The following is a 23,643-nucleotide window of genomic DNA, read 5'->3' as shown; positions in this document are numbered from 1 at the left end:
CGGTGTGGCTCATCGCCAGTCCAGCACCACCTTGCCGGAACTGCCGCTGCGCATGATTTCGAACCCTTGCGCGAAATCATCGGCGGGAAAGCGATGCGTTATGACGGGGCGGATGTTCAACCCGTTTTCCAGCATGGCGATCATCTTGTACCATGTCTCGAATATCTCGCGCCCGTAGACGCCCTTGATGGTGATGGCCTTGAACACGATGCGCGACCAGTCCACCGGTGATTTGCCCGGCGGAATGCCCAGAAGTGCGATGCGCCCGCCCATGACCAGATTTTCCACCATCTGATCGAGTGCCTGCTGATTGCCCGACATCTCCAGCCCCACATCGAAGCCTTCGCGCATTTTCAGGCGGGCTTTCACATCGGCCATATCTTCTTGTGCGACATTCACCGGCACCACATCCGCCACGCGTGTGGCAAGGTCCAGCCGTGCGGGGTTCACATCGGTGATCACTACATGGCGCGCACCGACATGGCGGGCAACTGCGGCCGCCATGATCCCGATGGGGCCAGCGCCTGTGATCAGCACATCCTCGCCCACCAGATCGAAGGACAGCGCCGTGTGAACCGCATTGCCCAACGGGTCAAGGATCGCGCCGATCTCGTCATCAATCGCATCGGGCAGGGGCACGACATTGAAAGCAGGCAGGCGCAGGTATTCCGCGAATGCGCCCTGCTCATTCACGCCAATGCCCCGCGTGGCGGGGTCCAGATGAAATTTGCCTGCGCGGCTCTGGCGGCTGTCACGGCCAATCAGATGCCCCTCGCCGGAACAGCGCTGACCAATCTCCAAGCCGGTGACATTGCGGCCCATCTCGACAATTTCGCCTGCGAATTCATGGCCGGTGATAAGCGGCACCGGCACAGTGCGCTGCGCCCAGTCATCCCAGTTCCAGATATGAATATCCGTGCCGCAAATACCCGTCTTGTTGACACGGATCAGCACGTCATCGGGGCCAATTTCGGGGCCAGGTGCCGTGATCTGCCACAAGCCCGCTTTGGGCAGGGATTTTTCCAGTGCCTTCATTTTGTCAAAACCCCTGTGTCGCGCCCGGCCTGTGCGAATGCCGCAAGCGCCTGATCCAGATCAGCGCGGGTCAGGGCCGCGTTCATCTGGGTGCGGATGCGGGCCTGCCCTTTGGGCACAACCGGAAAGAAAAACCCCGACACATAGACACCAAGCTCGAACAACCGCGCCGCCATCGCCTGCGCTTTATGTGCGTCATAGAGCATGACAGGGATGATAGGGTGCTCGCCCGGCAGCAGATCGAACCCCGCATCTGTCAGCCCCGCGCGCCAATGGGCCGCATTGTCGAACAACGTTGCGCGCAGATTATCGGCCCGCTCGACAATATCCAGCGCGGCGATGCCGGCGGCGACAATCGACGGGGGCAAGGCGTTCGAGAACAGATAGGGCCGTGCGCGCTGGCGCAAAAGATCGATCACGGGTTGCGGCCCGGCGATATAGCCGCCCAGGGCACCGCCCAAAGCCTTGCCCAGCGTGCCGGTCAGGGTATCTGCCTGCACCCCGAAATGGGCAGGCGTGCCGCGCCCCTGCGGCCCCATGAAGCCCGTGGCGTGGCAGTCATCCACCATCACAAGCGCATCATATTGGTCGGCCAAGGCGCGGATGTCCGGCAACTTGGCCAGAGTGCCATCCATGCTGAACACGCCATCGGTGGCGATCATGATATGGCGCGCGCCACCTTCGCGGGCGGCCTTTAGTTGCGCCTCAAGATCAACCATATCCGAATTGGCGTAGCGGTAGCGCCGCGCCTTGCTCAGGCGGATACCGTCAATGATACTGGCATGGTTCAGCGCGTCCGATATGACGGCGTCTTCTGGCCCCAGAAGTGGCTCAAACAACGCGCCATTTGCGTCAAAGCAGGCGGCGAACAGGATGCTGTCCTCGCACCTCAGATACTGTGCGAGGCGTGTTTCCAACTGGCGGTGCAGGTCTTGCGTACCGCAGATGAACCGGACCGAGGCCATGCCAAAGCCATGATCGGTCATGGCTTGCGTTGCTGCTGCGATCAATGCGGGATTGTCTGCCAGCCCAAGGTAATTATTGGCGCACAGGTTGATCACCTCATGCCCACCCACATGTACGCGCGTAGATTGCGGGGTGGTGATCAAACGTTCGGTCTTGAACAGCCCATCAGTCTGGATTTCGCCAAGCGTTGCGCGAATGTCGTCAAGAAAGGCGTTTGGCATTGCGGGCCTCCGATGTTGTTCCATAATTGTCCCTAAACGCGGATGAACCATTTGTCAGGGCATGTGGCAGAGGACTTGGTCGGCGGTCACATCTTGCATAAGTCATGCATTGCCCAAGCCCGCGCGCAAGTCAACGCATCAGCTGTGCGCCTTCTTGAACTCTGCGCCGTCGTCAAGATTGGCCACAGATTGGCAGGTGGGGGCTTGCCGTAGGCAATAAGCCTGCTATCACATAAACGTGTATAAGACGATGAGGCTGCTTCCGCCTGCGGCACAGTTTTGACGCGGTAAAAGCTATTTGAGAGAAAGACGCGGCATGAGCTTCAGGCTGGCCGAGCGCGGTGCATGGGCACATATGCAGGTGAGAGAGCGCCTCTTGCTACGGCTGTACCGTGGGCTGACGGGAATTCTGCCAAGCCGCGTCATAATCGCGGCACTGCGTGCCCGCGCGGCACGCCACCCCCACCGCGAAGATGCAGCGCAAGTGCCAGAGCGCCTTGCGATTGACCTTTCGCCGCGCCCTGCTGGCCCGCTGATCTGGCTGCACGCCATTGGGCCGGGCGACGCGACAGCGCTGCTGCCCCTGATCCGCGCATTCTTGGCACATGACCCGGCAGTGACCTGCCTGATTACGACGCGCACAGCTTCGGGCAAGGCTGTCTTCGCGCGGCTTGGCGAGCGTGCGCGCGTCATCACGCAGCTTGCCCCGCTGGATACACGCGCCGCGATCAAACGGTTTCTTGCCCATTGGAAACCCGGCCTCGCTGTTTTTGGCGAAGGCGATATGTGGCCAAATACAATGGAGTTGCTGAAAGCGCGCGACATTCCTGTTGCCCTTGTCAATGCGCAGATGAACGGGCGCTTGGGCAAGCTGTGTCGCAAACAGCCCCGATTTGCGCATTGGATGCACGCACATGTAGATTTTGTGCATGTCTTCCCCGAACAGGATGCACCAAGCGCGCAGCCCCTGTTTCGCCAAGATTGCAAGGTCGTGGGTGCGCCAAACCTGAAACTGGACGCCCCGTCATTGACCGTGTCAGCGCCAATCATCAATTTGATAAACGCGCAGTGGGGCGACGCACCCGTGCTGACATGCGCTTCGGTGTCAAATCGTGAAGTGCCGGTTTTGCTGGAAGCTGCACGCCTTGCGCGGGCGCAACTGCCCGAGTTTCGCCTTATCCTTGTGCCGCGCTGGACGGATCAGGCGGAAGAGATGGCCGAATTGGTGCGCGCCAGCAGGACACCGTTTTCGCGCCGCTCTGTCGATAAGGTGCCAAAACCGGGCGATCAGGTTTTTATCACCGACACGTATGGCGAGATGGGCAACTGGATCGAGCGTTCGTTTGCGGTCTTCATGGGCAACACGCTGTTCGGCGGCCACGGTCATAACCCGTTCGAGCCGATCAGCCAGCAGCGTGTGATTTTAGCGGGCGGCATTCCGCATCTACTTCAGGCTGATTATCAATACCTTGTTGATCTGGGCCTGTGTCATGTCGCTGGCGACGCGCAGGCCATCGCCGACACGGCGTTGCGACTTTGGCAGGATCGCGGCCAGTCCGATAACCCTGCTGCCCCGCTTGAATCTGCGCGCGGTTTTGCCGCCAGAATTGCCACTGATCTGTGTGATCTGGCCTGTATGCCCGCCAGCAAGCGGGCTGTGTAGCGGCGCTCTCATGCGCCATAGATATGGCCGAAGATCGGTCGAAAGCAAATGAGAATGACACGATGACCGACCGAATTATTGCCTTGATTCCGGCCCGGATGGAAAGTTCCCGCCTGCCCGGAAAACCGCTTTTGGATATTTGCGGATTGCCGATGATCGTTCATGTTGCCCGCCGCGCCATGCTGTCGCCGCGCATTGATCAGGTTGTTGTCTGCACCGATTCAATCGAGATACTGCTGGCCTGCGAACGCTACGGTATCGGGGTGTGCCTGACCCGCCAAAGCCATGTCAACGGCACCGAGCGCATTGCCGAAGCCAGTGAAACCTTGGGCTTGGATGAGGCGGATATCATCATTGATGTGCAGGGCGACGAGCCTTTTGTGCAGCCAGACTATATCGAGCAGGTCGCTGATTTCGTGGCCAACAGCGCCTATCGCTGCGTCGTGCCCTATCAGTTGATGGACGAATACGACAATATCAACCGCGTCAAGATCGTCGCAAGCGGCGATCGTGTCATATACTTCTCGCGCAGCGATATCCCCTGCCATTTCGGCGCGGTGCGCCAGCCGTTGAAAAAGCACCTGAGCGTGATTGGCTTTCGGTTGACAGGCTTGCGGGCATTTGCCGCCAGCAAGCCAACCGCGCTGGAGAATATCGAGCGCATCGAACTGATGCGCCTGATCGAACTGGGCGAGCCGGTCGGAACCTTTCCGCAAGAAGGCGCGAGCCTCTCGGTGGACACCCCAGAAGATTACCGTCTGGCCTGCCGGATGATGGAGCGCGACCCGCTTTTCAAAGAAAATTTTGCATATGAGGTGCCAGCATGACCGCAATCAGGCATGTGTCCTTCGACCTTGATGGAACGCTGGTAGATTCCTTCGGGGTCATGCGGCAGTCGTGGGAGGAGGCGACCCGCAAACTGGGCATCACCTGCGGTTTTGAGAGTTATCGCCGCTACGTCGGGCTGCCCTTTGATACCATCCTCGCCACCATTGGCCTGACGAGCTACCGCAACGAGTTGGCAGAGCTGTATTTCGAAGGCACGCGGACCCGACAGGACAAGATCCGCAAGATCGACGGCGCAGATGACCTGCTGCGCAAGTGCCGCCAGCGCGGGCTTGGGGTGTCGATCATCACATCCAAGCCCAGCAGCAATGCCGCGCCTTTGCTTGAGGAATTGAATATTGATGTCGACACGCTGATCTGTGCCAATGAAGTTGCAAAAGGCAAGCCGGACCCGCAATCAGCGCTTATGCTATGTGCCGAGACCAAGCTGCGGCCTGAGGAAATACTCTATGTCGGCGATATGGTTTTTGACCTTCAATTCGCCTTGAATGCGGGAATGCAGTTTATTCTGTTCGAGAATGAGGGCCGCAACCGGATGCCGACAAATCTGCTCAATCGGGTCGAACGTGTGCCCACGCTTGCGGCGATTGCAGATATCCTGTCCTGAACCGCCTGTTGCAAGTCGAAGGCCTGCCGCGCTTGCAGGTCTGGCCAACATTACGACGAAAATACGCACTTTGCCCTGAGTTGCGTGCCAGTGGCTTGATGCAGATCAAGCGGTTCTCGCCTGCATATGATAAACTGCCCGCATGATGCGTGACACACATATCTTGCCGGTCTTTCGGGCGGAAGGCGTGACCCGGGTGTACCGGACCGGCGCGGTCGAGGTTTGGGCCTTGCGCGGTGTCGATCTGTCCTTGGCCGAAGGCGAGATGGTGGTACTTCTGGGCGCGTCAGGGTCGGGCAAATCGACACTGGTGAATATCTTGGGCGGCCTTGATCTGCCTTCGGGCGGGCAGGTGTTTTTTCGTGACCGGGATTTGACGCAGGCGACCGACCGCCAACTGACGGCCTTCCGGCGCGACCATGTGGGGTTTGTCTTTCAGTTCTATAACCTTGTTCCCAGTCTGACCGCGCGCGAAAACGTGGCGCTGGTGACCGAAATCGCCCGCGATCCGATGACGCCGGAAGAAGCGCTCGACCGTGTCGGCCTTGCGCACCGGCTGGACCATTTCCCGGCAGAGTTGTCAGGGGGCGAGCAACAGCGCGTGGCCATAGCCCGCGCCATTGCCAAGCGCCCCGATGTGCTTTTGTGTGACGAGCCGACGGGCGCGCTGGACAGCAAGACCGGCATTCAGGTGCTCGACGCACTGCATGAAGTCAACCGCGATCTGGGCACGGCCACAGTGCTGATCACCCACAACGCCAGCATCCAGCGTATCGCGCACCGGGTGGTGGTGCTGGCTGATGGCCGCGTCATCCGTGATGAGGTCAACGCCGACCGCGTCCTGCCTTCGGAGGTTAGTTGGTGAGGGCGCTGGACAGGAAGATGCTGCGCGATCTGCGCCGGATCTGGGCGCAAACGCTGGCCATTGCACTGGTGCTGGGCTGCGGGGTCATGGTGCTGGTCGGGGCGCAGGCGACTCAGACAACGCTTATCCAGACACAGGCCGCCTATTACGAGCGGCATCGCTTTGCGGATGTGTTTGCAGGTGCCACTCGCGCGCCTGCCGATGTGGTGCAAGCCGCAAGCCTGATCCCCGGTGTTGCGCAGGTCGAAGGGCGGATCGGCTTTCAGGCCGTGCTGGACATTGATGGCATGGCCGAACCTGCCACCGGACGTATCCTGTCGCTGCCCGCCGCCGGACCGGGGCTGAACCTGCCGCTGGTCCGCCGGGGTCGTCTGCCGGACCCCGACCAACCCGATGAGGTGGCGCTGTCAGAACCCTTTGCCGAGATACACGGGCTGACCCCCGGCAGTCGCTTCCGCGGGGTGCTGAATGGCCATTTGCGCGATCTGATTGTCACAGGCTGGGTGCTCAGCCCTGAATTTATCTACACCATGCCACCGGGTGCCATGATGCCCGATGACCGGCGCTTTGGCCTGATCTGGATGACCGAACCTGCCGCTGCGGCGGCGATGGACATGGCGGGCGCTGTGAACGAGGTATCCCTGCGCCTGACGCGCGGCGCGGATGAACGCGCGGTCATCGCAGCGCTGGACAGCTTGCTGGACCCGTATGGCGGCACGGGCGCACATGGGCGCGACCAGCAGGTATCGCATGCCTTTCTCGATGGCGAGTTGCAGCAACTTGGCGCTATGGCCGCTTTCATGCCCCCGATTTTCCTGATTGTCGCGGCCTTTCTGGTCAATATGGTTCTGGGACGGCTGATCGCCATGGAGCGCGCGCAGATCGGGCTGATGAAGGCGCTGGGCTACGGGCGGCGCGAGATTGCGGGACATTACCTGAAGCTCGCGCTTCTGATCGGGGTGATCGGGGTCGTGGCGGGATGGGTTTTCGGCTGGTGGATCGCCGATGCGATGATCGGGCTTTACGGCGATTTCTTTCGCTTCCCGTTTATCATCCGTGACTGGGGAACGCAGGCCTTGGTGATCTCGGCGCTGTTGGGAATGGCGACCGTGGTTCTTGGGGGGATGCGCGCAATCTGGTCATCGCTAAAACTGCCCCCGGCTGAAGCGATGCAGCCCCCCGCACCCCCAAGTTTCGCGCGAGGCCGCGCCGACCGGTGGTTGGCCGCGCTCAAGCTTCGGCAGACCACGATGATGATCTTCCGCTCGATCCTGCGCTGGCCGGGGCGGGCGGCGATTACGCTGTTCGGGGTGTCGGCCTCGGTCGGGGTGCTGGTGATGAGTTATTTCATGTTCGATGCCGTTGACCGGTTGGCCGACAGCGTGTTCCAGCAGGCCAATCGCCAGCAGGTCACACTCATGCTGGACCGCGCGCGGCCTGATGCCGCCGTGCAGGATGCGCTGAGCCAGCCCGGTGTGCTTCACGCAGAGGGGGCCTATGCCATGCCGGTGCGGGCCGTGAATGGACATCGCAACCGGCTGACCGCGCTACAGGGCCACTTTGCAGGCGCGGAACTTGCGCGGCTGGTCGATGACGCGGGCCGCGTGGTAGAGCCGGGACCAGCAGGGCTGGTGCTGCCCGAAATGCTGGCGCGCGCGTTGGATATCCGCGTGGGCGAGGTTTTGCGGCTGGAAATGCTGGCCCCGCCGCGCGCGGTGCTGAACCTGCCGGTCACAGATATCATTGCGCAAGGCATGGGGCAGGAGGCCCATATCTCGGCGGTGGCCCTGTTTGCGGCGATGGATATTGCGCCGCAAGTCAACATGATCCATCTAGGCGTGCAATCTGACCGGATGGCAGATCTGAATGCCGCGATCAAGGAAACGCCAGCGGTCGCGGGCCTGTCCGATTGGGCCGAGGTACGACGCCAGTTTGACGCGACGCTGAGTGAGAACCTGCTGACAATGGTGGGGATATACACAGTGATCGGGGTGCTGATCGCCGTTGGTGTGGTCTATAACGCGGCCCGCATCCAGTTGTCGGAACGCAGCTATGAATTGGCCAGTCTGCGCGTTCTGGGCTTTAGCCGGGCCGAAGTCGGTTATGTGCTGGTGGGCGAGATGATGCTGCTGACATTGCTGGCCATTCCGCTGGGTTGGGTGGCGGGCTATTGGCTGGCCGTGGGGCTGGTCGGCGCGATGTCGACCGACATGTTCCAGATCCCGTTTTACATTACCCGCCGGACATTCGCTTTGGCGGCATTAGCGGTTTTTCTGGCAGCGCTCGGCTCGGTGTTGATGGTGCGGCGGCGGCTGGACCGTGTGGATCTGGCGACAGCGCTGAAAGCGCGAGAGTGAAGGAGGCAACGCAATGGGCATGATGCGCAAGCTTGGACTGGGGGCGGTTGGGGTAGGGCTGGTGGCGGCACTGGTCTGGGCGCTCTGGCCACAGCCGCAACCGGTTGATCTGGCCACGGTCACACATGGGCCGATGCAGGGCACGATTGCGGCGCAGGGTGTGACCCGCGTGCGCGCGCCCTATGCCATTGCCGCCCCGATTACCGGCACGGCCACCCGCTCGCCGGTCGAGGTGGGTGACGCGGTGGTTGCGGCGGAGACGGTGGTGGCAGTGATCCAGCCCGCTGATCCGGCGCTGATGGATGCCCGCTCGCGCGCGCAGGCCGAGGCCACCGTGGCCGAGGCGCAGGCCGCTGTCGCATTGGCTGAAAGCAATCTGCGTCAGGCCGAGACCGGTCTTGCACATGCTGGAACCCAGCTTGAACGTGCGCGCGCACTGGCCGCGCGGGGCACGATTGCGCAGCGTATGCTCGAAGATATAGAGGCCGAGTATCAGACTGCGCAGCAGGCCTTGGTCGCGGCCCAGTCCCAGTTGGACCTGAACCGCGCCACGCTGATCCGTGCGCAGGCACAGATGATGGGGCCGCAGGCCCTGTTCGACCCCAACGCTGATCCGGGCGAATGCTGTGTGCGCATTCTGGCACCGCAGACCGGTATCGTGCTGGCGGTGTCCGACATGAGCGCGCGGCTGGTTCAGGCTGGCAGCCCGCTTCTGACCATCGGCAATCTGGACGAGATGGAGATCGAGCTGGACCTGCTGTCAGCCGATGCCGTGCAGGTGCCGCCCGGTGCCCATGCGCTGGTTGAGCGTTGGGGTGGGACCGGCGCGTTGGAAGCGCAACTGCGCCGGATCGAGCCTGCGGCCTTCACCCGCGTCTCTGCCTTGGGGATTGAGGAGCAGCGCGTGCGGCTGCGGCTGGACCTGCTGACCCCGCCCGAGGGCCGCCCCGGTCTGGGTGAAGGGTTCCGTGTCCATGTCCGGCTGATCCTGTGGGACGCGGATGACGTGTTGCAAGTGCCGCAATCCGCCCTGTTCCGCCACGGCGAGGGGTGGGCTGTTTTTACCGCGGAGGGGGGCAATGCCCGCCTGCGCTCTGTCAGCATCGGGCGTCAGGCCGCCGGTCAGGCAGAGGTTCTGGAGGGTCTGAGCGCGGGGGCACAGGTGGTGCTGTACCCCGCCAGTGCGTTGACCGACGGTGCCAGCATCGTTGCACGGGAAGGTGCGTAAGGGGCCGTTACGTCCCGCGCAGGCACGAAACGCTTCGGCTGGATCGAAACCTGCCGCGCGCCGGTGTCAGGGCCGCCGCAGGTCTGACATTCCAAGGTCCACTTGCTCGGACAGGCTTTCCAGACTGTCATAGAGCAGTTGCAACATATAGGCTGGATTATGGACATATGCGCCAGCATCTTTCTTCGATACCTGATAGTTATACGCGGCTTTTAGCAGGCGCGGTGTCCAGCTTTGGTAGCGGTTGGGAAAGGCTGCCTCGTCCGGGCTGATCTGGCCGTCTGCATTGATGTCGTTGAAGAAATAGGGGAAGGTGCCGGTCGCATATCCAATGGGCGCGTCGGCGACTTCGGCCGCATAGGTTTGCAGGGCCGCATAAAGCTGCTCTTGCAGGCCGACGATCTCGGTATGAATGCCGCCAGAGATCTGGCCATCGCCATCAAAATCTAGATGGCGGGTGCGAATGTCGCGGATATCCTCGACCCCGCGATGACAGGCGACGCAGCCATCGGTTTCCACTTCGGTGCTATGGACGTCATGGCAGGCCACACAGGTATTGGCGCTTGGCATATGCGCGAACCGCCCCGCATAGGTCTTGCCGGGGTATTGAAAGCCGCCCCGAACCTCAGAGCCGTGCATAACGGCGGCGGCGACCCCTTAATGCACATTCAGAAACGCCAGATCAGAGGAAACGGTATCCTCGCCCATGCCTTCGGTCGCGCTTGTCACATTGTCGCCGGACTGGCGGCCCTGATGGCACACCGAACAGGTGGCGGATGCGCTTAGCCCATCCACGACGACGCCCGATGGAAAGGGCACGCTGTCCAGTGCATGTGCCGCAGAGGTATGGCAGGACGCACAGCCAATCGGCGCATTGATCGCGGCGGGATGGTTCACCTCGCCGGGCGTGCTGCCATCTGCGCCAAGATAGTCGATGAAGCCGGTTTGCGAATGGCACGCGGCACAGTCAACGGGCACCTCGCCCTCTTCGTTCCAATAGGTGAAGGAGGGCGATTTGTAATCGCCATGCGGTGCTGCCAGCCATTCTTCGGTCAGGCGCGCCAAATTCGACGGGTCATAGGCCACAGCGGGCACCGCGAAGCTGACAAGGGCTGCAAAAGCGGCGATCATTTGGGACATCCGGGACAGGGGCATCAGGTCTCCTCCGTGGTGCTTGCGTGCGAGTGGTCACTTATACAGTATGCACGAGGCACATTTTTGCGCATTGACCCGTGTCAAGGCAATGGCTTTGCTTGGGGTGTAGGGCTGTGTGCAGCCATAAAAGGGGGAAAAGCAGATGCAAAATCAGCCACGACCCGCGCCTGACCCGCAACCGAAGCACCCGATGCGTTTGTCAGGACCGGCATTTGGCGCCACATATATCGGGCTATGCCTGTTGCCGCCGGTGCTTGCCTTCGGGGTCAGCGTGGCCCCGCTGGATATATGGGAACGCGCGGCTGCGGCATTGGGAATGGTGGGTCTTGTCGCAATGGCAATCCAGTTCGTCACCTCGGGTCGTTTCGAGGCTATCTCGGGCCATCTTGGCATCGACAAGATCATGGCATTTCACAAAATCGCCGCATGGTGGGTTCTGATCGCGCTGATCTTGCACCCGCTCGCCTATGTCGCGCCGACATGGCTTGACGATCCTGCACTGGGGACCGAGCGGCTGCTGGCCTATCTGAGCTTGCCGCATTACCGCACCGGTGTCGTGGCGCTGGCGGCGTTGCTGGCGCTGGTTATCACCTCAATCCTGCGCGACCAGTTGCCGTGGCGCTACGAGATCTGGCGCGCCACGCATATCGTGCTTGGCCTGACCGCTGTGGGGGGCGGGGTGCACCATGCGCTGGGGACCGGCAGGTTTAGTGCGATGGGCGCGGTTAATGCGCTGTGGTGGGTTTTGGCAATAGCCGTGATCGCGGTGATGGCGGTGCTTTATGGCTGGCGCTGGATCATGCTGCACAGGCATGTCTGGACGCTGGCGTCGGTCACCAAGCTGGCTGACCGAATGTGGGAGTTGGACATACAGCCTGCAAAAGACACCCCCGCGCCGCCCTATACCGCAGGGCAATTCGTCTGGATGACCGAGGGCAAGCACCGTTTTCCGCTGTTCGATCACCCGTTTTCCATCGCCGACAGCCCAAAGCGGCCGGGGCTAAGCCTGATTATCAAGGAAGCGGGCGATTTCACCAACCAGATTGGTGATCTGCCACCCGGCACAGTTATTGGCATCGACGGCCCTTACGGCGAATTCACGCTGGCCCGGCATCAGGGCGACAGCGTTTTGCTGCTGGCGGGCGGGGTCGGCATTGCACCGATCATGGGGCTGTTGCGCGATCTGGTGGCCCGCAACGACCCAAGGCCTGTGCGTCTGGCCTATGCGGCGGGGGTGCCTGCCAATTTCGCCTGCCTGCCCGAAATCAACGCCGCCGCCCGCGCGCTGGACCTTCAGGTCATGCTGGTCAGCGAAGAAGATGCCGAAGGCTGGCGCGGGCATGTCGGACGCCTGACCCATGACCGCTTGGGCACGTTGCTGGAAGGGCTTGACCCACATCGGGCCGTCGCCCTGATCTGTGGCCCCGGTCCAATGGTCACAGCCGTGTCGGATGCGTTGCTCGATCTGGGCGTGCCGAAAGACAAGGTGATCTACGAGCGGTTCGATTATTCGGGCGGGGCGTCGCGGCTGGACCGGCAACGCAGATGGGGCTTTGTGGGCATTGGCGCTGGGCTGGCGCTTGTTGTCGGCGGTTTCGCATTGGCACCGTGACCGCCGCGCCCTGTGCGTGGCATGGTCTATGTTATATGGCGGGTGCCCAGAGCAGGCGTATTTCGGCCAGATCGCCTGTGTGCTGGCGCAGGCGGAAGGCGACGCGGGTTTGCGCTCCGTCAATGGGTGTTTCACTCAGTTCCACTACGGCAATCACACCCTCATCGCGGTAGTCCAGCCGCAGATGCCGGATGGCACCTGCGGGCACGATCCCTTCCAGACAATCGCGCACCTGCGCCTGCAATTCGGGGCGCAAGGCCGCGTCATGGGCGGCGCGGCCATCGGCATGGCCGTCAGGTTCGGGGTGGATGATGATCTCAGTCACTTCAGGCACTTGCGCCAGCACTGTTGCACGCGCGGCCTCGCACAGGCGGTGTGCCTCGGACAAGGTCATCGCCGGATCAAGGGCCACATGGACATCGGCCTGCACCGCCCCGCCCATATGGCGCAGGCGCAGGTCATGGGCGTCGCGCAGGCCGGGTGTGGCGGTCAGTGCCGACAGGATCGCGCGCGACATATCCGCAGGTGGGGCGGTATCGGCCAACTCCCGCACTGCGGGGCGTCCGTAAACCCAGGCCACGCGCCCCAGCATCAGCGCGATGATTGCTGCCCCCAGCGCATCGGCCAAGGGCCAGCCCAGCATCGCCGCGCCAATACCCGCCAGCGCCACCACGGAGGAGGCCGCGTCCGAGCGGTGATGCCAAGCATTTGCCGCCATCATCGCCGATCCGGTGCGTCGTGCGACGGCCTTGGTGTAGTGATAAAGCGCCTCTTTCAACGCAATCGACAGGCCCGCCACCCACAGCGCCCACACCGCCGGCGCAGTGGTCGGCGGATCAATCAGGCGCAGGCCCGCGTCGATCAATATGCCGATGGCAGCTAGTGCGAGCATGGCGGCAATGGCGAGCGTGGCCAATGTCTCGAAGCGGCCATGACCGAACGGGTGTTCCGTATCTGGCGGGCGATGGGAATGCCCCAGCGCCCAGATCACGGCGGCGTCCGAGGCCAGATCCGACAGCGAATGCACCCCGTCGGCCACCAGCGCCTGACTTTGCGCCGCCAGCCCCACAAGGATCTTGCCCGCTGCAAGCGGCGCATTTAGCGCAACGCCAGCCCAAGCCGCCCGGCGCTTGTCGCGCAGATCATCCTTATTTGTGAGTTCTGGGGGCGCAGACATGATGCGATCTCCTTGACTGCGGCACGGGGGGGCGTTTGCCCGCGACGGGCACCCCACATATAGAAGGCGCGCAGAATAGGGTCACATCTATCCAATTAGAACACGCTTGCGCCAGCCCTATATATGCTGCGCGGTCCAGACGTGGCACAATTGCACGCGTCGGAATTTACACAAGGGCGCGCCCGACCGGTCGGGCGCGCATACAGGGCGGGCTTGGCAAGCGCGGGTCTGTCGGAAATTACTGTCAGGCCTGCGTTTCGGGCAGCGGAAGCATGTGGCACGCACAGCCAAAGCCATGGCCACAGCCGAAATCGCCCTCAAACGGGTTGCATTGGCCGACACCATCCGGGTTGAGTGCCATTTCAGGGAAGGCATGGGCCACTGTCACCATCGCATAGGCAGACACACTCATGACCGCCAATCCGGCGGCTGGCACCAGCAAACCTGTGCGGTGCAGGCTGAGCGCGGCGCGGCCTGCGCGGTGCAATGCAGAGTTTTTCATGTCCCGTCCTTTCGATGTTGCGCGTACGTGGCAGAACCTAACCCAGTTGCGCAGTTGGGCAAACAAAAGAACCGCTCTGGTGACGCGAATGTCAGACATTGACTGCATGTTGCAAAGGCGTCGGTCAGGCCAAGCGGGGGCATTTCACCCAACGCCAAAACTTCTTCGCGGCAGGCTTATTCTTGCCCGATTTTGTCGCTAGAGTCGGAACACTTGAACAGGGCAGGGCCATGCAGACCGTGCAAATTTCAGATCAGACCAGCGATGCCGCGCCCGCGCGCGTGTCGCGGCGGCATGTCTTCTACATTCCCGGCTATGATCCGTTCCCACCGCGCCGATACCGCGAGTTGTATCGCTGCGAGTCCACCGATCAGGCGCGGATCTCGGGCTATCAGATCGCGCAACGCCCGAAGACAGGCGCAGGCCCCTATGGCTGGGTCGTCACCGCCGAAGTGGACGGGCTGACGGCCGAGAGCGAGGTTAACATTCTCGAATGGTCCGACATCGTGAAGGATTCGATGCAGGCCGGGGTTTTTGCGACCTATGTGCTGTTGGTGAAAACGGCGTGGGTCTATCTGTCGACGGGGGTGTTGTTCCGGCTGTTCCGGCTGCGTGCTGGCCCCGGCATTGCGGCCATGTATCCGGTGGTCATGCTGGTGGCGCAACTGCTTATTGCTGTCGCGGCGGCGCTATTGGTGGGTTGGGGGCTGTCGGCGCTGATACCGGCATGGCTGGGCTATCTGCTGGGCCTTGGTGTTGTCCCACCCATTCTACAAGGGTTTCGCAAGATTGATGGGCGCTTTTTTGTGCATTACCTGCTGCTGGATTTCGCCTTTACCGCCAAGCACAGGGGCCGCAACCCGCCGGAACTCGAAGCGCGGCTGGATGAATTTGTTGCGTTAATCGGGGCTGCGCTGCTGGATGATGCAGTGGATGAGGTGCTGGTCGTCGGCCACTCCTCAGGGGTGCATCTGGGCGTGTCTGTTCTGGCGCGGGTCATCCGTGCGGGCCATGCAGCGCAGGGGCGCAAGCTGGCCTTTTTGTCGTTGGGTCATGCGGTGCCGATGCAATCCTACCTGCCAGACGCACAGGAGTTGCGCGAGGATTTGCGCTATCTGTCCCAGCGCGACGAGTTGTTCTGGCTGGATGTCACCGCGCCGGGCGATGGCTGCTGCTATGCGCTGTGCGATCCGGTGTCATGCTCTGGTGCGGCACCTGCGACGGGCAAGCGCTGGCCGCTGATGATTTCGGCGGCCTTTACCCAAAGCCTGACGCCGCAAACCTACCGCAAATACAAACGCCGCTATTTCCGGCTGCATTTCCAGTATCTGTGCGCCTTTGATGCGCCAAAGGATTACGATTATTTCCTGATTACCGCCGGCCCATTGGCCTTGGCCGAACGTTTCAGGGACCGCAAACCCTCGGCCAGTGTCAGCCATGCCTGCTATTTGCCTGAAAGCCAGCATCTGTCATGACCCGCCCCCCCATGCCTGACCACCGCCCCGACCGCGTTCCGTTCTGGCAACATCTGGCCATGTTCCGGCGCGATATTCTGTCGACGCAGCCTGCGCGCCTGTACAGGGCGAAAATGGCAGAAGTGAAGCTGCCCTTCCTGCATTCGGTCATGGTCAACACCCCGAAACTGGTGCGCTTGGTGTTGCAGGACCGCCCGCGCGATTTCCCGAAATCAGAGCGGGTGCGCGAAGGGTTGCGGCCCTTGCTGGGCAATTCGGTCTTTGTCACCAATGGTGCAACATGGGAACGCCAGCGCCGCATGATCGACCCTGCTTTTGAGGGCGGGCGTTTGCGCGACACCTTCCCCGCCATGTGGGACGCAGCACAGGCCGCATCCGCGCGCCTGTATCCCGGCCAAACCGAGATCGAGGCCGTTATGAGTCATGCCGCCGCAGATGTGATCTTCCGCACCCTGTTTTCGGTGCCGATCGAGGATGACGCGGCAAAGCAGGTTTATGAAACATTCCGCGCGCATCAGCGCTCTGCCCCAATCCTGAATCTTGCCGCCCTGTTGCGTATGCCCAAACTGATGCCGCGCCTTTTCTCGCGCAAGACGCGCGATACGGCGGCCCATATTCGCCGCCTGATTACCATGATGACGCAAGCGCGGATGGATGCGATCAAGGCAGGCACGGCCCCGGATGATCTGGCCACCAAGATCATGACCACCCGCGATCCGGTCACAGGCGATGTGTTCGACACCGATGAAATGGTCGATCAGGTGGCGATCTTCTTTCTGGCGGGGCATGAAACCAGTGCGTCTGCACTGGCATGGTGCTTGTATCTTATTGCGACCCACCCGGAATGGCAGGCGCAACTGGCCGAGGAAGCGCAAGCCCTGCGCCCCTATCTGGATCAGGGGACGGCCCCTGATTTCGGGGTTCTGCGCCGCTTTCCCCTGATCCGCGATACATTCCGCGAAGCGCTGCGCCTGTATCCGCCTGTACCAATGTTGGTGCGCGAAGCGGCCCAGCCAGAGGAGTTTCGTGGCCGCAAACTGGGTAAGGGCACGCAGGTTGTCGTCTCTCTCTGGCATATGGGGCGAAATGAAAATATCTGGAGTGATCCGCATGATTTCCGACCCCAGCGCTGGCAGCAGGGTGACACCAAAGCCTGCGCACGCGATGGGTACCTGCCCTTTTCGGTAGGGGCGCGTGTGTGTCCGGGCGCGGGGTTCGCCATGGCCGAAGCGGTGCTTATCCTCGCGCGAGTGCTGTGTGATTTCGAGTTTCGCGCAGTTGCGGGGCGCGTGCCGGTGCCGATGGCGCAAATGACCGTGCGCGCCCGCGATGGCATCTGGCTGGATGTGCGCGCACGCTGAATGTATGCGTCACACGGCGCTGAACCCGAACCCCTCGGGGATCGTGTCGCGCCCGTCCAGCACCAGATCGGCCATGCACTCTGCCAGAACCGGTGCCATCGCAAACCCGATCTTGAAGCCGCCATTGAAGACAAAATGCCCCGCCCGCCCCGGCCATGCCCCCAACAGGGGGGCGCGGCTTTTTGCGCGTGGGCGCACACCGGCCCAAGCCTCGATCACGGGGGCATCTTGCAAGGCGGGGCAGGTGGCGCGGGCGCGCGCCAGCAGCGTGTCGCATTGCGCATCCACGCTGGCAGGGTCGGCAAAGTCGCGCTCGCTGGTAGAGCCAATCGCAACTGTTCCATCCGCATGGGGCACGATATGCAGCCCGTCGGCAAATATTTGCGGCGCATCTGGGCTGGCATGACGCAGCAGGATGGACTGCCCCTTGACGCCTGACCCGATGGGGCGGCCAAGGTCGGCTGACAGGTCGTGCAATCCTTCATAGCCCGTTGCCCAGATTGTTGGGCCATCTTTGGGCGGCGCAGCACCATAGCTGATCTTGCCCCCCAGCGCCTGCACGGCCCCCGCCAATGCTTGCCCTGCACGCCGTGGATGCAGCCTTGCACTCAGCGTGTCATGGATCACCCAGCCGGACGGGCTGACCAGCGGCAAGCCGGGCGCATCCTGTGCGCGGATCACCTGCCATGTGGCAAAGCCTTGCCACAGATCAGTGGCGTTGCCCGCGCGGGTTTGCGCCAGCGCCAGCGCACCATCGGTGACAGGCTGCACCCGCCCCAGCCGCGCATATCCGGGATCAATGCCTGACAGGGTGGCCGCGCGCCCCCAGAAGCTTTCGGCCCCGCGCAATGCGTCAAACTGAAATGCTTTTTTACTATTCCAGTTTTCTGGAACATGCGGGGCCAAGGCCCCTACCAGCCCACCGCTAGACCCCGCACCGATATGTCGCTTCTCAATGACATGAACGCGCGCGCCACGACGTGCGCAGACCAGCGCCAATGCCAACCCGAACACGCCCGCGCCCATGATCGTCACATCGGCCATTGTCATTTTCCTTCGCGCTCTGCATGACTGCTGAACATGTGACATAAAGCAGACCGGCATGAACGACCAGCACGCAGAACTTGCCTGGAGAGGGGGGGACATTCCCCTCTCGACCCGTTTTGATGACCCGTATTTCTCGCTCGAGAGCGGGCTGGAGGAAACGCGCCATGTGTTCTTGCGCGGCAACGGATTGCCTGAACGCGCCGCGCCGGGGTTTCATATTGCAGAGCTGGGATTTGGCACAGGTTTGAACCTGTTGGCCACGCTGGACGCGTTGGGCGCGCGCGGGCCGATCCGCTACACGAGTTTCGAGGCGTTTCCGATGGCGCACGCCGACATGGCCCGCGCCCTTGCTGTGTTTCCAATGCTGGAGGCGGCACCCCTGCTGGACGCTTGGGGGCAGGGCGCGCGGCGTTTCACTTTGGGCAAGGTCGCGGTGGACATCATTGTCGGCGATGCGCGCGACACCTTGCCTGCATGGGATGGGCTGGCGGATGCGTGGTATCTGGATGGATTTTCACCTGCCAAGAACCCTGAACTGTGGTCAGAGGGTTTGATGGCAGAGGTGGGCCGCCACACGGCACCGGGCGGCACATTCGCCACCTATACCGCCGCAGGCCATGTGCGCCGCGCGTTGGAGGCGGCAGGATTCACCGTGCAGCGCAGTGCTGGATACGGACGCAAGCGGCACATGAGCACTGGGCGCAAACCATGACCGAGCAGAACAACACACTTGGCATCTGGTTGATGATCGCCACCGCTTTTGTCTTTGCCATGCAGGACGGGTTGTCGCGCCATCTGGCGGGCGAATACAATGTGCTGATGATTATCATGATCCGCTACTGGTTCTTTGCCAGTTTCGTGATCGTGGTCGCCGCGCGCAAGGCAGGCGGTATCCGCAAGGCAGCGGCGACAAAACAGCCCTTCGTACAGGCGTTTCGCGGTATTTTGCTGGCGCTGGAAGTTTGCGTCATGGTCACGGCCTTCGTGGTTCTGGGGCTGGTCGAAAGCCACGCGGTGTTTGCGGTCTATCCGCTGCTGATCGCGGCGCTGTCCGGCCCTGTGCTGGGGGAGAAAGTGGGCTGGCGGCGCTGGGTGGCGATTGGCATCGGGTTTGTGGGGGTGCTGATTATCCTGCAACCGGGGTTTGGGGTATTCCAGCCCGCCGCGCTGATCCCCTTACTGGCAGCGTCCATGTTCGCGCTTTATGGGTTGTTGACCCGCTATGTCGCACGCGATGACAGCGCCGCTGTCAGCTTCTTCTGGACCGGCACCGCAGGGGCTGTGACCATGACCCTGATCGGCATCTGGTTCTGGGAACCGATGGCCCAAGGCGACTGGCTGTGGATGGGACTGCTCTGCGTCACCTCTGCGTTCAGCCATTTCCTGCTGATCCGCGCCTATGAGGTGGCCGAGGCCAGTACGGTACAACCTTTCGCCTATTTGCAACTGCCCTTCGCGGCAGCACTGGGGGTGCTGATCTTTAGCGAGGCTATTCGCACCAATGTTCTGATCGGCGCGGGGGTCGTTGTCGGTGCCGGTCTGTTCACACTGTGGCGCACGCGGGTCAGCAAGGCATGAGGTCTTCATATATTCGGATTGCACCATATAAGCCCACAGCCTAAGCTGTAGCCTGAGGGAAGAGACAGGAATATAATATGCACAGATTATGGGTTCTGGTTGCCATACAGGCGACGGTTGCGGCGGCTTCGCTGGTGGTGGAAATCGTGGCCGGACGAATGCTGGCACCCTATGTGGGCATGTCGCTTTATACTTGGACATCGGTGATCGCGGTGGTGCTGGCGGGGTTCTCGGCAGGCCATTGGGTTGGCGGGCGTCTGGCTGAATGGCCCGCTGACCGCGCGTTGCGCGCGAATGCCTGGGCCATGCTGCTGGCGGCGGCGACAACAGGCGGCGCGGTGTTCTTGCTGCGCATCACGGCAGGGCCGGTCATTACTGTGCTGGAGGACCCGGTGGCCGCGATAGTCGCACTGACCATGCTGGTGTTCTTTCTGCCCTCGTTCTTCGCGGGTATTCCGGCCCCGATCCTGTCGCAGATTGCAGTGCAGCGTCACCCCGAACGCTCTGGCCGCGCGCTGGGCGCGATGTTTGCTGCGGGCGCTTGGGGGGCGATCATCGGCACGCTGGCGGCGGGGTTTGTGTTCATCTCTTGGCTGGGATCGGTGGGCACACTGACCGTTGTGACGGTGGTGTATATCGCAGTCGCCTTTTACAGTTTCATGGCCGCGAACGGGGTCAGCCGCTGGTTGGTTCATGGGGCTGTCGCGTCGTTGGTGCCATTGGTTCTGGCTGCTGCCGCATTCTATCGCCCTGATCCCTGCACATATGAAAGCAATTATTTCTGCATCCGCGTGGTTGATATTTCCCCAAGCGCGGCGGAACCTGTGCGGCTGATGGTGCTGGACCACTTGGTGCATGGTATCTCGGACGGGGTGGAGGCAAGCGCGATGCTGACCCCGCATGGCATGATGCAAGACGGGCTATCGCGCATGCGCATGGAAGGGCGCGACCATTGGGACGGGTTCATCATCGGGGGCGGCACTTATACGGTGCCCCGCGCATGGGTCGAGATGGGCGAGCCGGTGGATGTCACCGTGGCCGAGGTCGACCCCGCCGTGACGCAAGTGGCGGCTGACAGCTTTTGGTTCGACCCCGACAGCGCGCGGGTTGTCCATGCCGATGCGCGGATTGTTCTGGCGCGCGAAGATACCAGCTATGACCTGATCCTGGGCGATGCCTTTACCGATATCGCGGCCCCACCGCATCTGATCACGCGCGAGTTCTTTGATCTGGCGGCGTCACGGTTGAACCCTGATGGCGCATTCCTGATGACGATTATCGACCATATGGACCGGTTGGATGTTCTGGCCTCCCTGACCGTGACCGCGCGCAAGGTGTTTGATGTGGTCGAAATCTGGGCCGATCCCAGCCATGACAACACCGAGGCGCGGCGCGTGTTTCTGATGGTGGCAGGCAACAGCCCGTCCCCGGTCAGCCAGATCCGCCATGACGGGCCAGAGCCGCGTCAGGCGGTTCGCATCGCGGCCTCGTCGCTGCAAGGGATCATTGACGACCGCAAGGCGATTGTCCTGACAGACGATTTCGCACCTATTGACCGGCTTTTGGGGCGCGGGGGGTGACGTGGCGGCTTGGGCGGTCAGTTTGGTCCCGCTGTGGAGCGACCCTTTGAGGATACATAACTGCGGGCCAGATGGTTTGCGCCACCCCCGTCACTGGCCCTGAATCTGACGGGATGTATTGCCGCCTGATCCTAGGGTAGCTGGCCGCCACTGTGGTCTTGCAGCATGGCATCTCACGCGCAGCCCGCCCCAAATGTCACGGTGTTAGATATGTCCGCCCCAATGCAACATTTCACAATATTTTAGATTGGCTCTCTCGCGTATTCCGATCATACAGCGGCATGCTTCTATCTTCTCTGAAATCTGCATTGCATCACGTAAGATACCTTCCGTTATGGTCGGCGCTGACGGTTGTCAGGTGGCGTTCGTTCGAGTCGCGCTCTCGCAGCTTGGGGACGACATTTGGCATCATCATGCGCTGGTTCCCGCCAGCAAGACGCCGCTTTGACCGCGAAGTCAGTCGGGTTTTCCCCGAAATGACGCGCAGCGACCGCCTGAGGCTGGGGCAGGAGATGGGCAGGCAGATGGGGCGCACGCTGTTCGAGATCTATCACGATGCCGAATTTCAGACCCAACACCACAAATTCAATGGCTCTGGCCCCGGCCTTGACGCAATGAAAGACGCGCAGGCAAAAGGCAAAGGGGTCATCATTGTCTCTGGCCATTTCGGGCAATGGGAAGCTGTCCGCGCTGTTGTCAAGATGCATGGGCTGGAAAGCGGAGCGGTGTATCGCCCCAACAAGAACCGCCATTACGAGCGCCGGATACGCACCGGCATCGAAGCCGGGGGCACACCGATTCTGGCGACCGGGCGTGTCGGCACGCGCGCCCTTGTGCGGAATCTGCGGGGGGGCGGTATTGTGTCAATCTTGCTGGATGAAAAATTCGCCGAGGGTATCCGGTTGCCGTTTCTTGGGCATGATGCGCTGACCTCGCTGTCGGCGGCGCAACTCGCCCTGAAATACGATCTGCCGATGATTCCGGCTTATGGTATCCGGAGGGATGACGGGAACACATTTCGTGTGGAGTTCGAGGCCCCCATCCCGCATACTGACGAGGTTACGATGACCCGTGCTTTTAATGACAGTCTTTCCGCGCGCATCATGGAAAACCCCGAACAGTGGTACTGGATGCTCAGGCGTTGGGGCAATGTGTGACTGGTGCCTGCCGTTTTGTGCTGCAATCTCGACGGGTCAGAGGTTTTGTACCCTTTCATGAACGGCCCGTTGCACCTTGGTTAACCCGCAGATGGCACTTGCCTGAACACTGAAGGAAGACACCAACATGCCCATCTTTGAACGCTACCTTTCGGTCTGGGTTGCCCTTGCCATAGTTGCGGGGCTGGGGCTTGGCCAGATCGCGCCTGCACTCGTGAACTTTCTTGCAAGCCTTGAGTATGGCTCGATCAATTTCGTGGTCGCAGTGCTGATCTGGTTCATGGTTTATCCGATGATGGTGGGGGTGGATTTCACCTCGCTCAGGCGCGTGCATGAGCGCCCTAAGGGGTTGATCATCACACTGACCGTCAACTGGCTGATCAAACCCTTCACCATGGCCGCTTTGGGTGTCCTGTTTTTCGAATATGTCTTTGCCCCCTTCATCGAGCCGGGCACCGCAGGCCAGTATATCGCAGGCATGATCCTGCTGGGCGCGGCCCCCTGCACAGCGATGGTGTTCGTGTGGTCGCAACTGACCGAGGGGGATCCGAACTATACGCTGGTGCAAGTATCGCTGAACGATGTGATCATGATTTTCGCCTTCGCGCCGATCGTGGCGCTGCTGCTGGGTGTGACGGATATTACGGTGCCATGGGAAACACTGGTGCTGTCGGTGGTGCTGTATATCGTGGTGCCCCTGACGGCGGGCGTGATCACGCGGCTTTATCTGACACGCGGCGCGCGGAATGTGGCGACGGGCGAGGCGACAGTGGCTGTGTTCACGACGCGGGTGAAACCCTTTTCGATCATCGGGTTGCTGGCCACGGTCGTGCTGCTGTTCGGCTTTCAGGGCGAGGTGATCCTTGACCGCCCCCTGATCATCGTGCTGATCGCCATTCCGCTGTTGATCCAGTCTTACGGCATGTTCGCGGTCGCCTATTGGGCCGCGAAAGCATGGCGCGTGCCGCATAAGGTTGCGGCCCCCTGCGCTATGATCGGCACGTCGAATTTCTTTGAGCTGGCAGTGGCGGTGGCGATTGGCCTGTTCGGCCTGAACTCGATCGCCGCGCTGGTCACTGTGGTCGGCGTGCTGGTTGAAGTGCCGGTGATGCTGTCGCTGGTGTGGTTCGCCAACCGCACCTGCCACTGGTTTCCTCTCGAGGAAACGCCCATCCGCAAAGCCAGAACGAAAGCGCAGAGCTAGAGGACCT

Annotated in this window: 21 protein-coding genes; 14 read left to right on the top strand and 7 right to left on the bottom strand. The window is 61.7% G+C overall.

Annotated elements, in window-relative coordinates; translation table 11 throughout:
• Positions 1–9: 9 nt before the first annotated feature.
• A complete protein-coding gene (gene tdh, locus BD293_RS12240) occupies positions 10–1,035 on the bottom strand; it encodes an L-threonine 3-dehydrogenase (protein ID WP_142082121.1) in 1,026 nt (341 codons plus the stop codon).
• A complete protein-coding gene (locus BD293_RS12235) occupies positions 1,032–2,222 on the bottom strand; it encodes a glycine C-acetyltransferase (RefSeq protein WP_142082120.1) in 1,191 nt (396 codons plus the stop codon). Before BD293_RS12235 ends, tdh begins: the two co-directional genes overlap by 4 nt.
• Positions 2,223–2,538: 316 nt before the next feature.
• Between BD293_RS12235 and BD293_RS12230 the strand changes: the two genes are divergently transcribed.
• From BD293_RS12230 to BD293_RS12205, 6 genes are all read left to right on the top strand, one after another.
• A complete protein-coding gene (locus tag BD293_RS12230; RefSeq protein ID WP_142082118.1) occupies positions 2,539–3,885 on the top strand; it encodes a 3-deoxy-D-manno-octulosonic acid transferase in 1,347 nt (448 codons plus the stop codon).
• 62 nt (positions 3,886–3,947) lie between these two features.
• Positions 3,948–4,712 (top strand): 3-deoxy-manno-octulosonate cytidylyltransferase, encoded by a 765-nt coding sequence (gene kdsB, locus BD293_RS12225; RefSeq protein WP_170207127.1) that lies wholly within the window; start codon positions 3,948–3,950, stop codon positions 4,710–4,712.
• Complete coding sequence (locus BD293_RS12220; RefSeq protein ID WP_142082114.1) at positions 4,709–5,338, top strand: HAD family hydrolase; 630 nt, start codon at positions 4,709–4,711, stop codon at positions 5,336–5,338. The genes kdsB and BD293_RS12220 overlap by 4 nt, the downstream gene beginning before the upstream one ends.
• Positions 5,339–5,483: 145 nt before the next feature.
• Positions 5,484–6,203, top strand: coding sequence for an ABC transporter ATP-binding protein (locus BD293_RS12215; protein ID WP_142084550.1), 720 nt, complete (start codon positions 5,484–5,486; stop codon positions 6,201–6,203).
• A 17-nt stretch (positions 6,204–6,220) separates the two neighbouring features.
• A complete protein-coding gene (locus BD293_RS12210) occupies positions 6,221–8,560 on the top strand; it encodes an ABC transporter permease (protein ID WP_246086289.1) in 2,340 nt (779 codons plus the stop codon).
• A gap of 13 nt (positions 8,561–8,573) precedes the next feature.
• Positions 8,574–9,788, top strand: coding sequence for an efflux RND transporter periplasmic adaptor subunit (locus tag BD293_RS12205; protein WP_142082110.1), 1,215 nt, complete (start codon positions 8,574–8,576; stop codon positions 9,786–9,788).
• A 66-nt stretch (positions 9,789–9,854) separates the two neighbouring features.
• Here the strand turns inward: BD293_RS12205 and BD293_RS22950 are convergent, their stop codons facing one another.
• Entirely contained in the window at positions 9,855–10,427 is a 573-nt protein-coding gene (locus BD293_RS22950) for a hypothetical protein (RefSeq protein WP_211841020.1), read from the bottom strand.
• Positions 10,428–10,445: 18 nt separating this feature from the next.
• Positions 10,446–10,943, bottom strand: a complete 498-nt coding sequence (locus BD293_RS22945; RefSeq protein WP_211841019.1) for a hypothetical protein — start codon at positions 10,941–10,943, stop codon at positions 10,446–10,448.
• Between the two features lie 190 nt (positions 10,944–11,133).
• Here BD293_RS22945 and BD293_RS12195 point away from each other — a divergent pair, with 190 nt between their 5' ends.
• Entirely contained in the window at positions 11,134–12,555 is a 1,422-nt protein-coding gene (locus tag BD293_RS12195) for a ferredoxin reductase family protein (protein WP_246086288.1), read from the top strand.
• Between the two features lie 31 nt (positions 12,556–12,586).
• Here the strand turns inward: BD293_RS12195 and BD293_RS12190 are convergent, their stop codons facing one another.
• Complete coding sequence (locus BD293_RS12190) at positions 12,587–13,732, bottom strand: cation diffusion facilitator family transporter (RefSeq protein ID WP_142082107.1); 1,146 nt, start codon at positions 13,730–13,732, stop codon at positions 12,587–12,589.
• Positions 13,733–13,976: 244 nt separating this feature from the next.
• Complete coding sequence (locus BD293_RS12185) at positions 13,977–14,234, bottom strand: hypothetical protein (RefSeq protein WP_142082105.1); 258 nt, start codon at positions 14,232–14,234, stop codon at positions 13,977–13,979.
• A gap of 230 nt (positions 14,235–14,464) precedes the next feature.
• Between BD293_RS12185 and BD293_RS12180 the strand changes: the two genes are divergently transcribed.
• Together BD293_RS12180 and BD293_RS12175 are read left to right on the top strand one after the other, a co-directional pair.
• Positions 14,465–15,709: a hypothetical protein gene (locus BD293_RS12180; protein ID WP_142082103.1), complete on the top strand. Its 1,245-nt coding sequence runs from the start codon at positions 14,465–14,467 to the stop codon at positions 15,707–15,709.
• Positions 15,706–17,070 (top strand): cytochrome P450, encoded by a 1,365-nt coding sequence (locus tag BD293_RS12175; protein WP_142082101.1) that lies wholly within the window; start codon positions 15,706–15,708, stop codon positions 17,068–17,070. Before BD293_RS12180 ends, BD293_RS12175 begins: the two co-directional genes overlap by 4 nt.
• Positions 17,071–17,079: 9 nt before the next feature.
• On the opposite strand, the gene BD293_RS12170 is transcribed toward BD293_RS12175, so the two are convergent.
• Positions 17,080–18,120: an NAD(P)/FAD-dependent oxidoreductase gene (locus BD293_RS12170; protein WP_142082099.1), complete on the bottom strand. Its 1,041-nt coding sequence runs from the start codon at positions 18,118–18,120 to the stop codon at positions 17,080–17,082.
• A gap of 52 nt (positions 18,121–18,172) precedes the next feature.
• Here BD293_RS12170 and mnmC2 point away from each other — a divergent pair, with 52 nt between their 5' ends.
• From mnmC2 to arsB, 5 genes are all read left to right on the top strand, one after another.
• Complete coding sequence (gene mnmC2 / locus BD293_RS12165) at positions 18,173–18,829, top strand: tRNA (5-methylaminomethyl-2-thiouridine)(34)-methyltransferase MnmC2 (protein ID WP_142082097.1); 657 nt, start codon at positions 18,173–18,175, stop codon at positions 18,827–18,829.
• Complete coding sequence (locus BD293_RS12160; RefSeq protein WP_142082095.1) at positions 18,826–19,695, top strand: DMT family transporter; 870 nt, start codon at positions 18,826–18,828, stop codon at positions 19,693–19,695. Before mnmC2 ends, BD293_RS12160 begins: the two co-directional genes overlap by 4 nt.
• 77 nt (positions 19,696–19,772) lie before the next feature.
• Complete coding sequence (locus BD293_RS12155) at positions 19,773–21,275, top strand: fused MFS/spermidine synthase (protein ID WP_142082093.1); 1,503 nt, start codon at positions 19,773–19,775, stop codon at positions 21,273–21,275.
• Between the two features lie 281 nt (positions 21,276–21,556).
• Positions 21,557–22,432, top strand: a complete 876-nt coding sequence (locus tag BD293_RS12150; protein ID WP_142082091.1) for a lysophospholipid acyltransferase family protein — start codon at positions 21,557–21,559, stop codon at positions 22,430–22,432.
• A gap of 127 nt (positions 22,433–22,559) precedes the next feature.
• Positions 22,560–23,636: an ACR3 family arsenite efflux transporter gene (arsB, locus tag BD293_RS12145; protein ID WP_142082089.1), complete on the top strand. Its 1,077-nt coding sequence runs from the start codon at positions 22,560–22,562 to the stop codon at positions 23,634–23,636.
• Positions 23,637–23,643 lie beyond the last annotated feature (7 nt).

This window comes from Roseinatronobacter monicus, from assembly GCF_006716865.1.
In the GTDB taxonomy this organism is placed as follows: domain Bacteria; phylum Pseudomonadota; class Alphaproteobacteria; order Rhodobacterales; family Rhodobacteraceae; genus Roseinatronobacter; species Roseinatronobacter monicus.
Note: the sequence above shows the minus strand (reverse complement) of the source record. Positions and strands in the feature narration are given on the sequence as shown.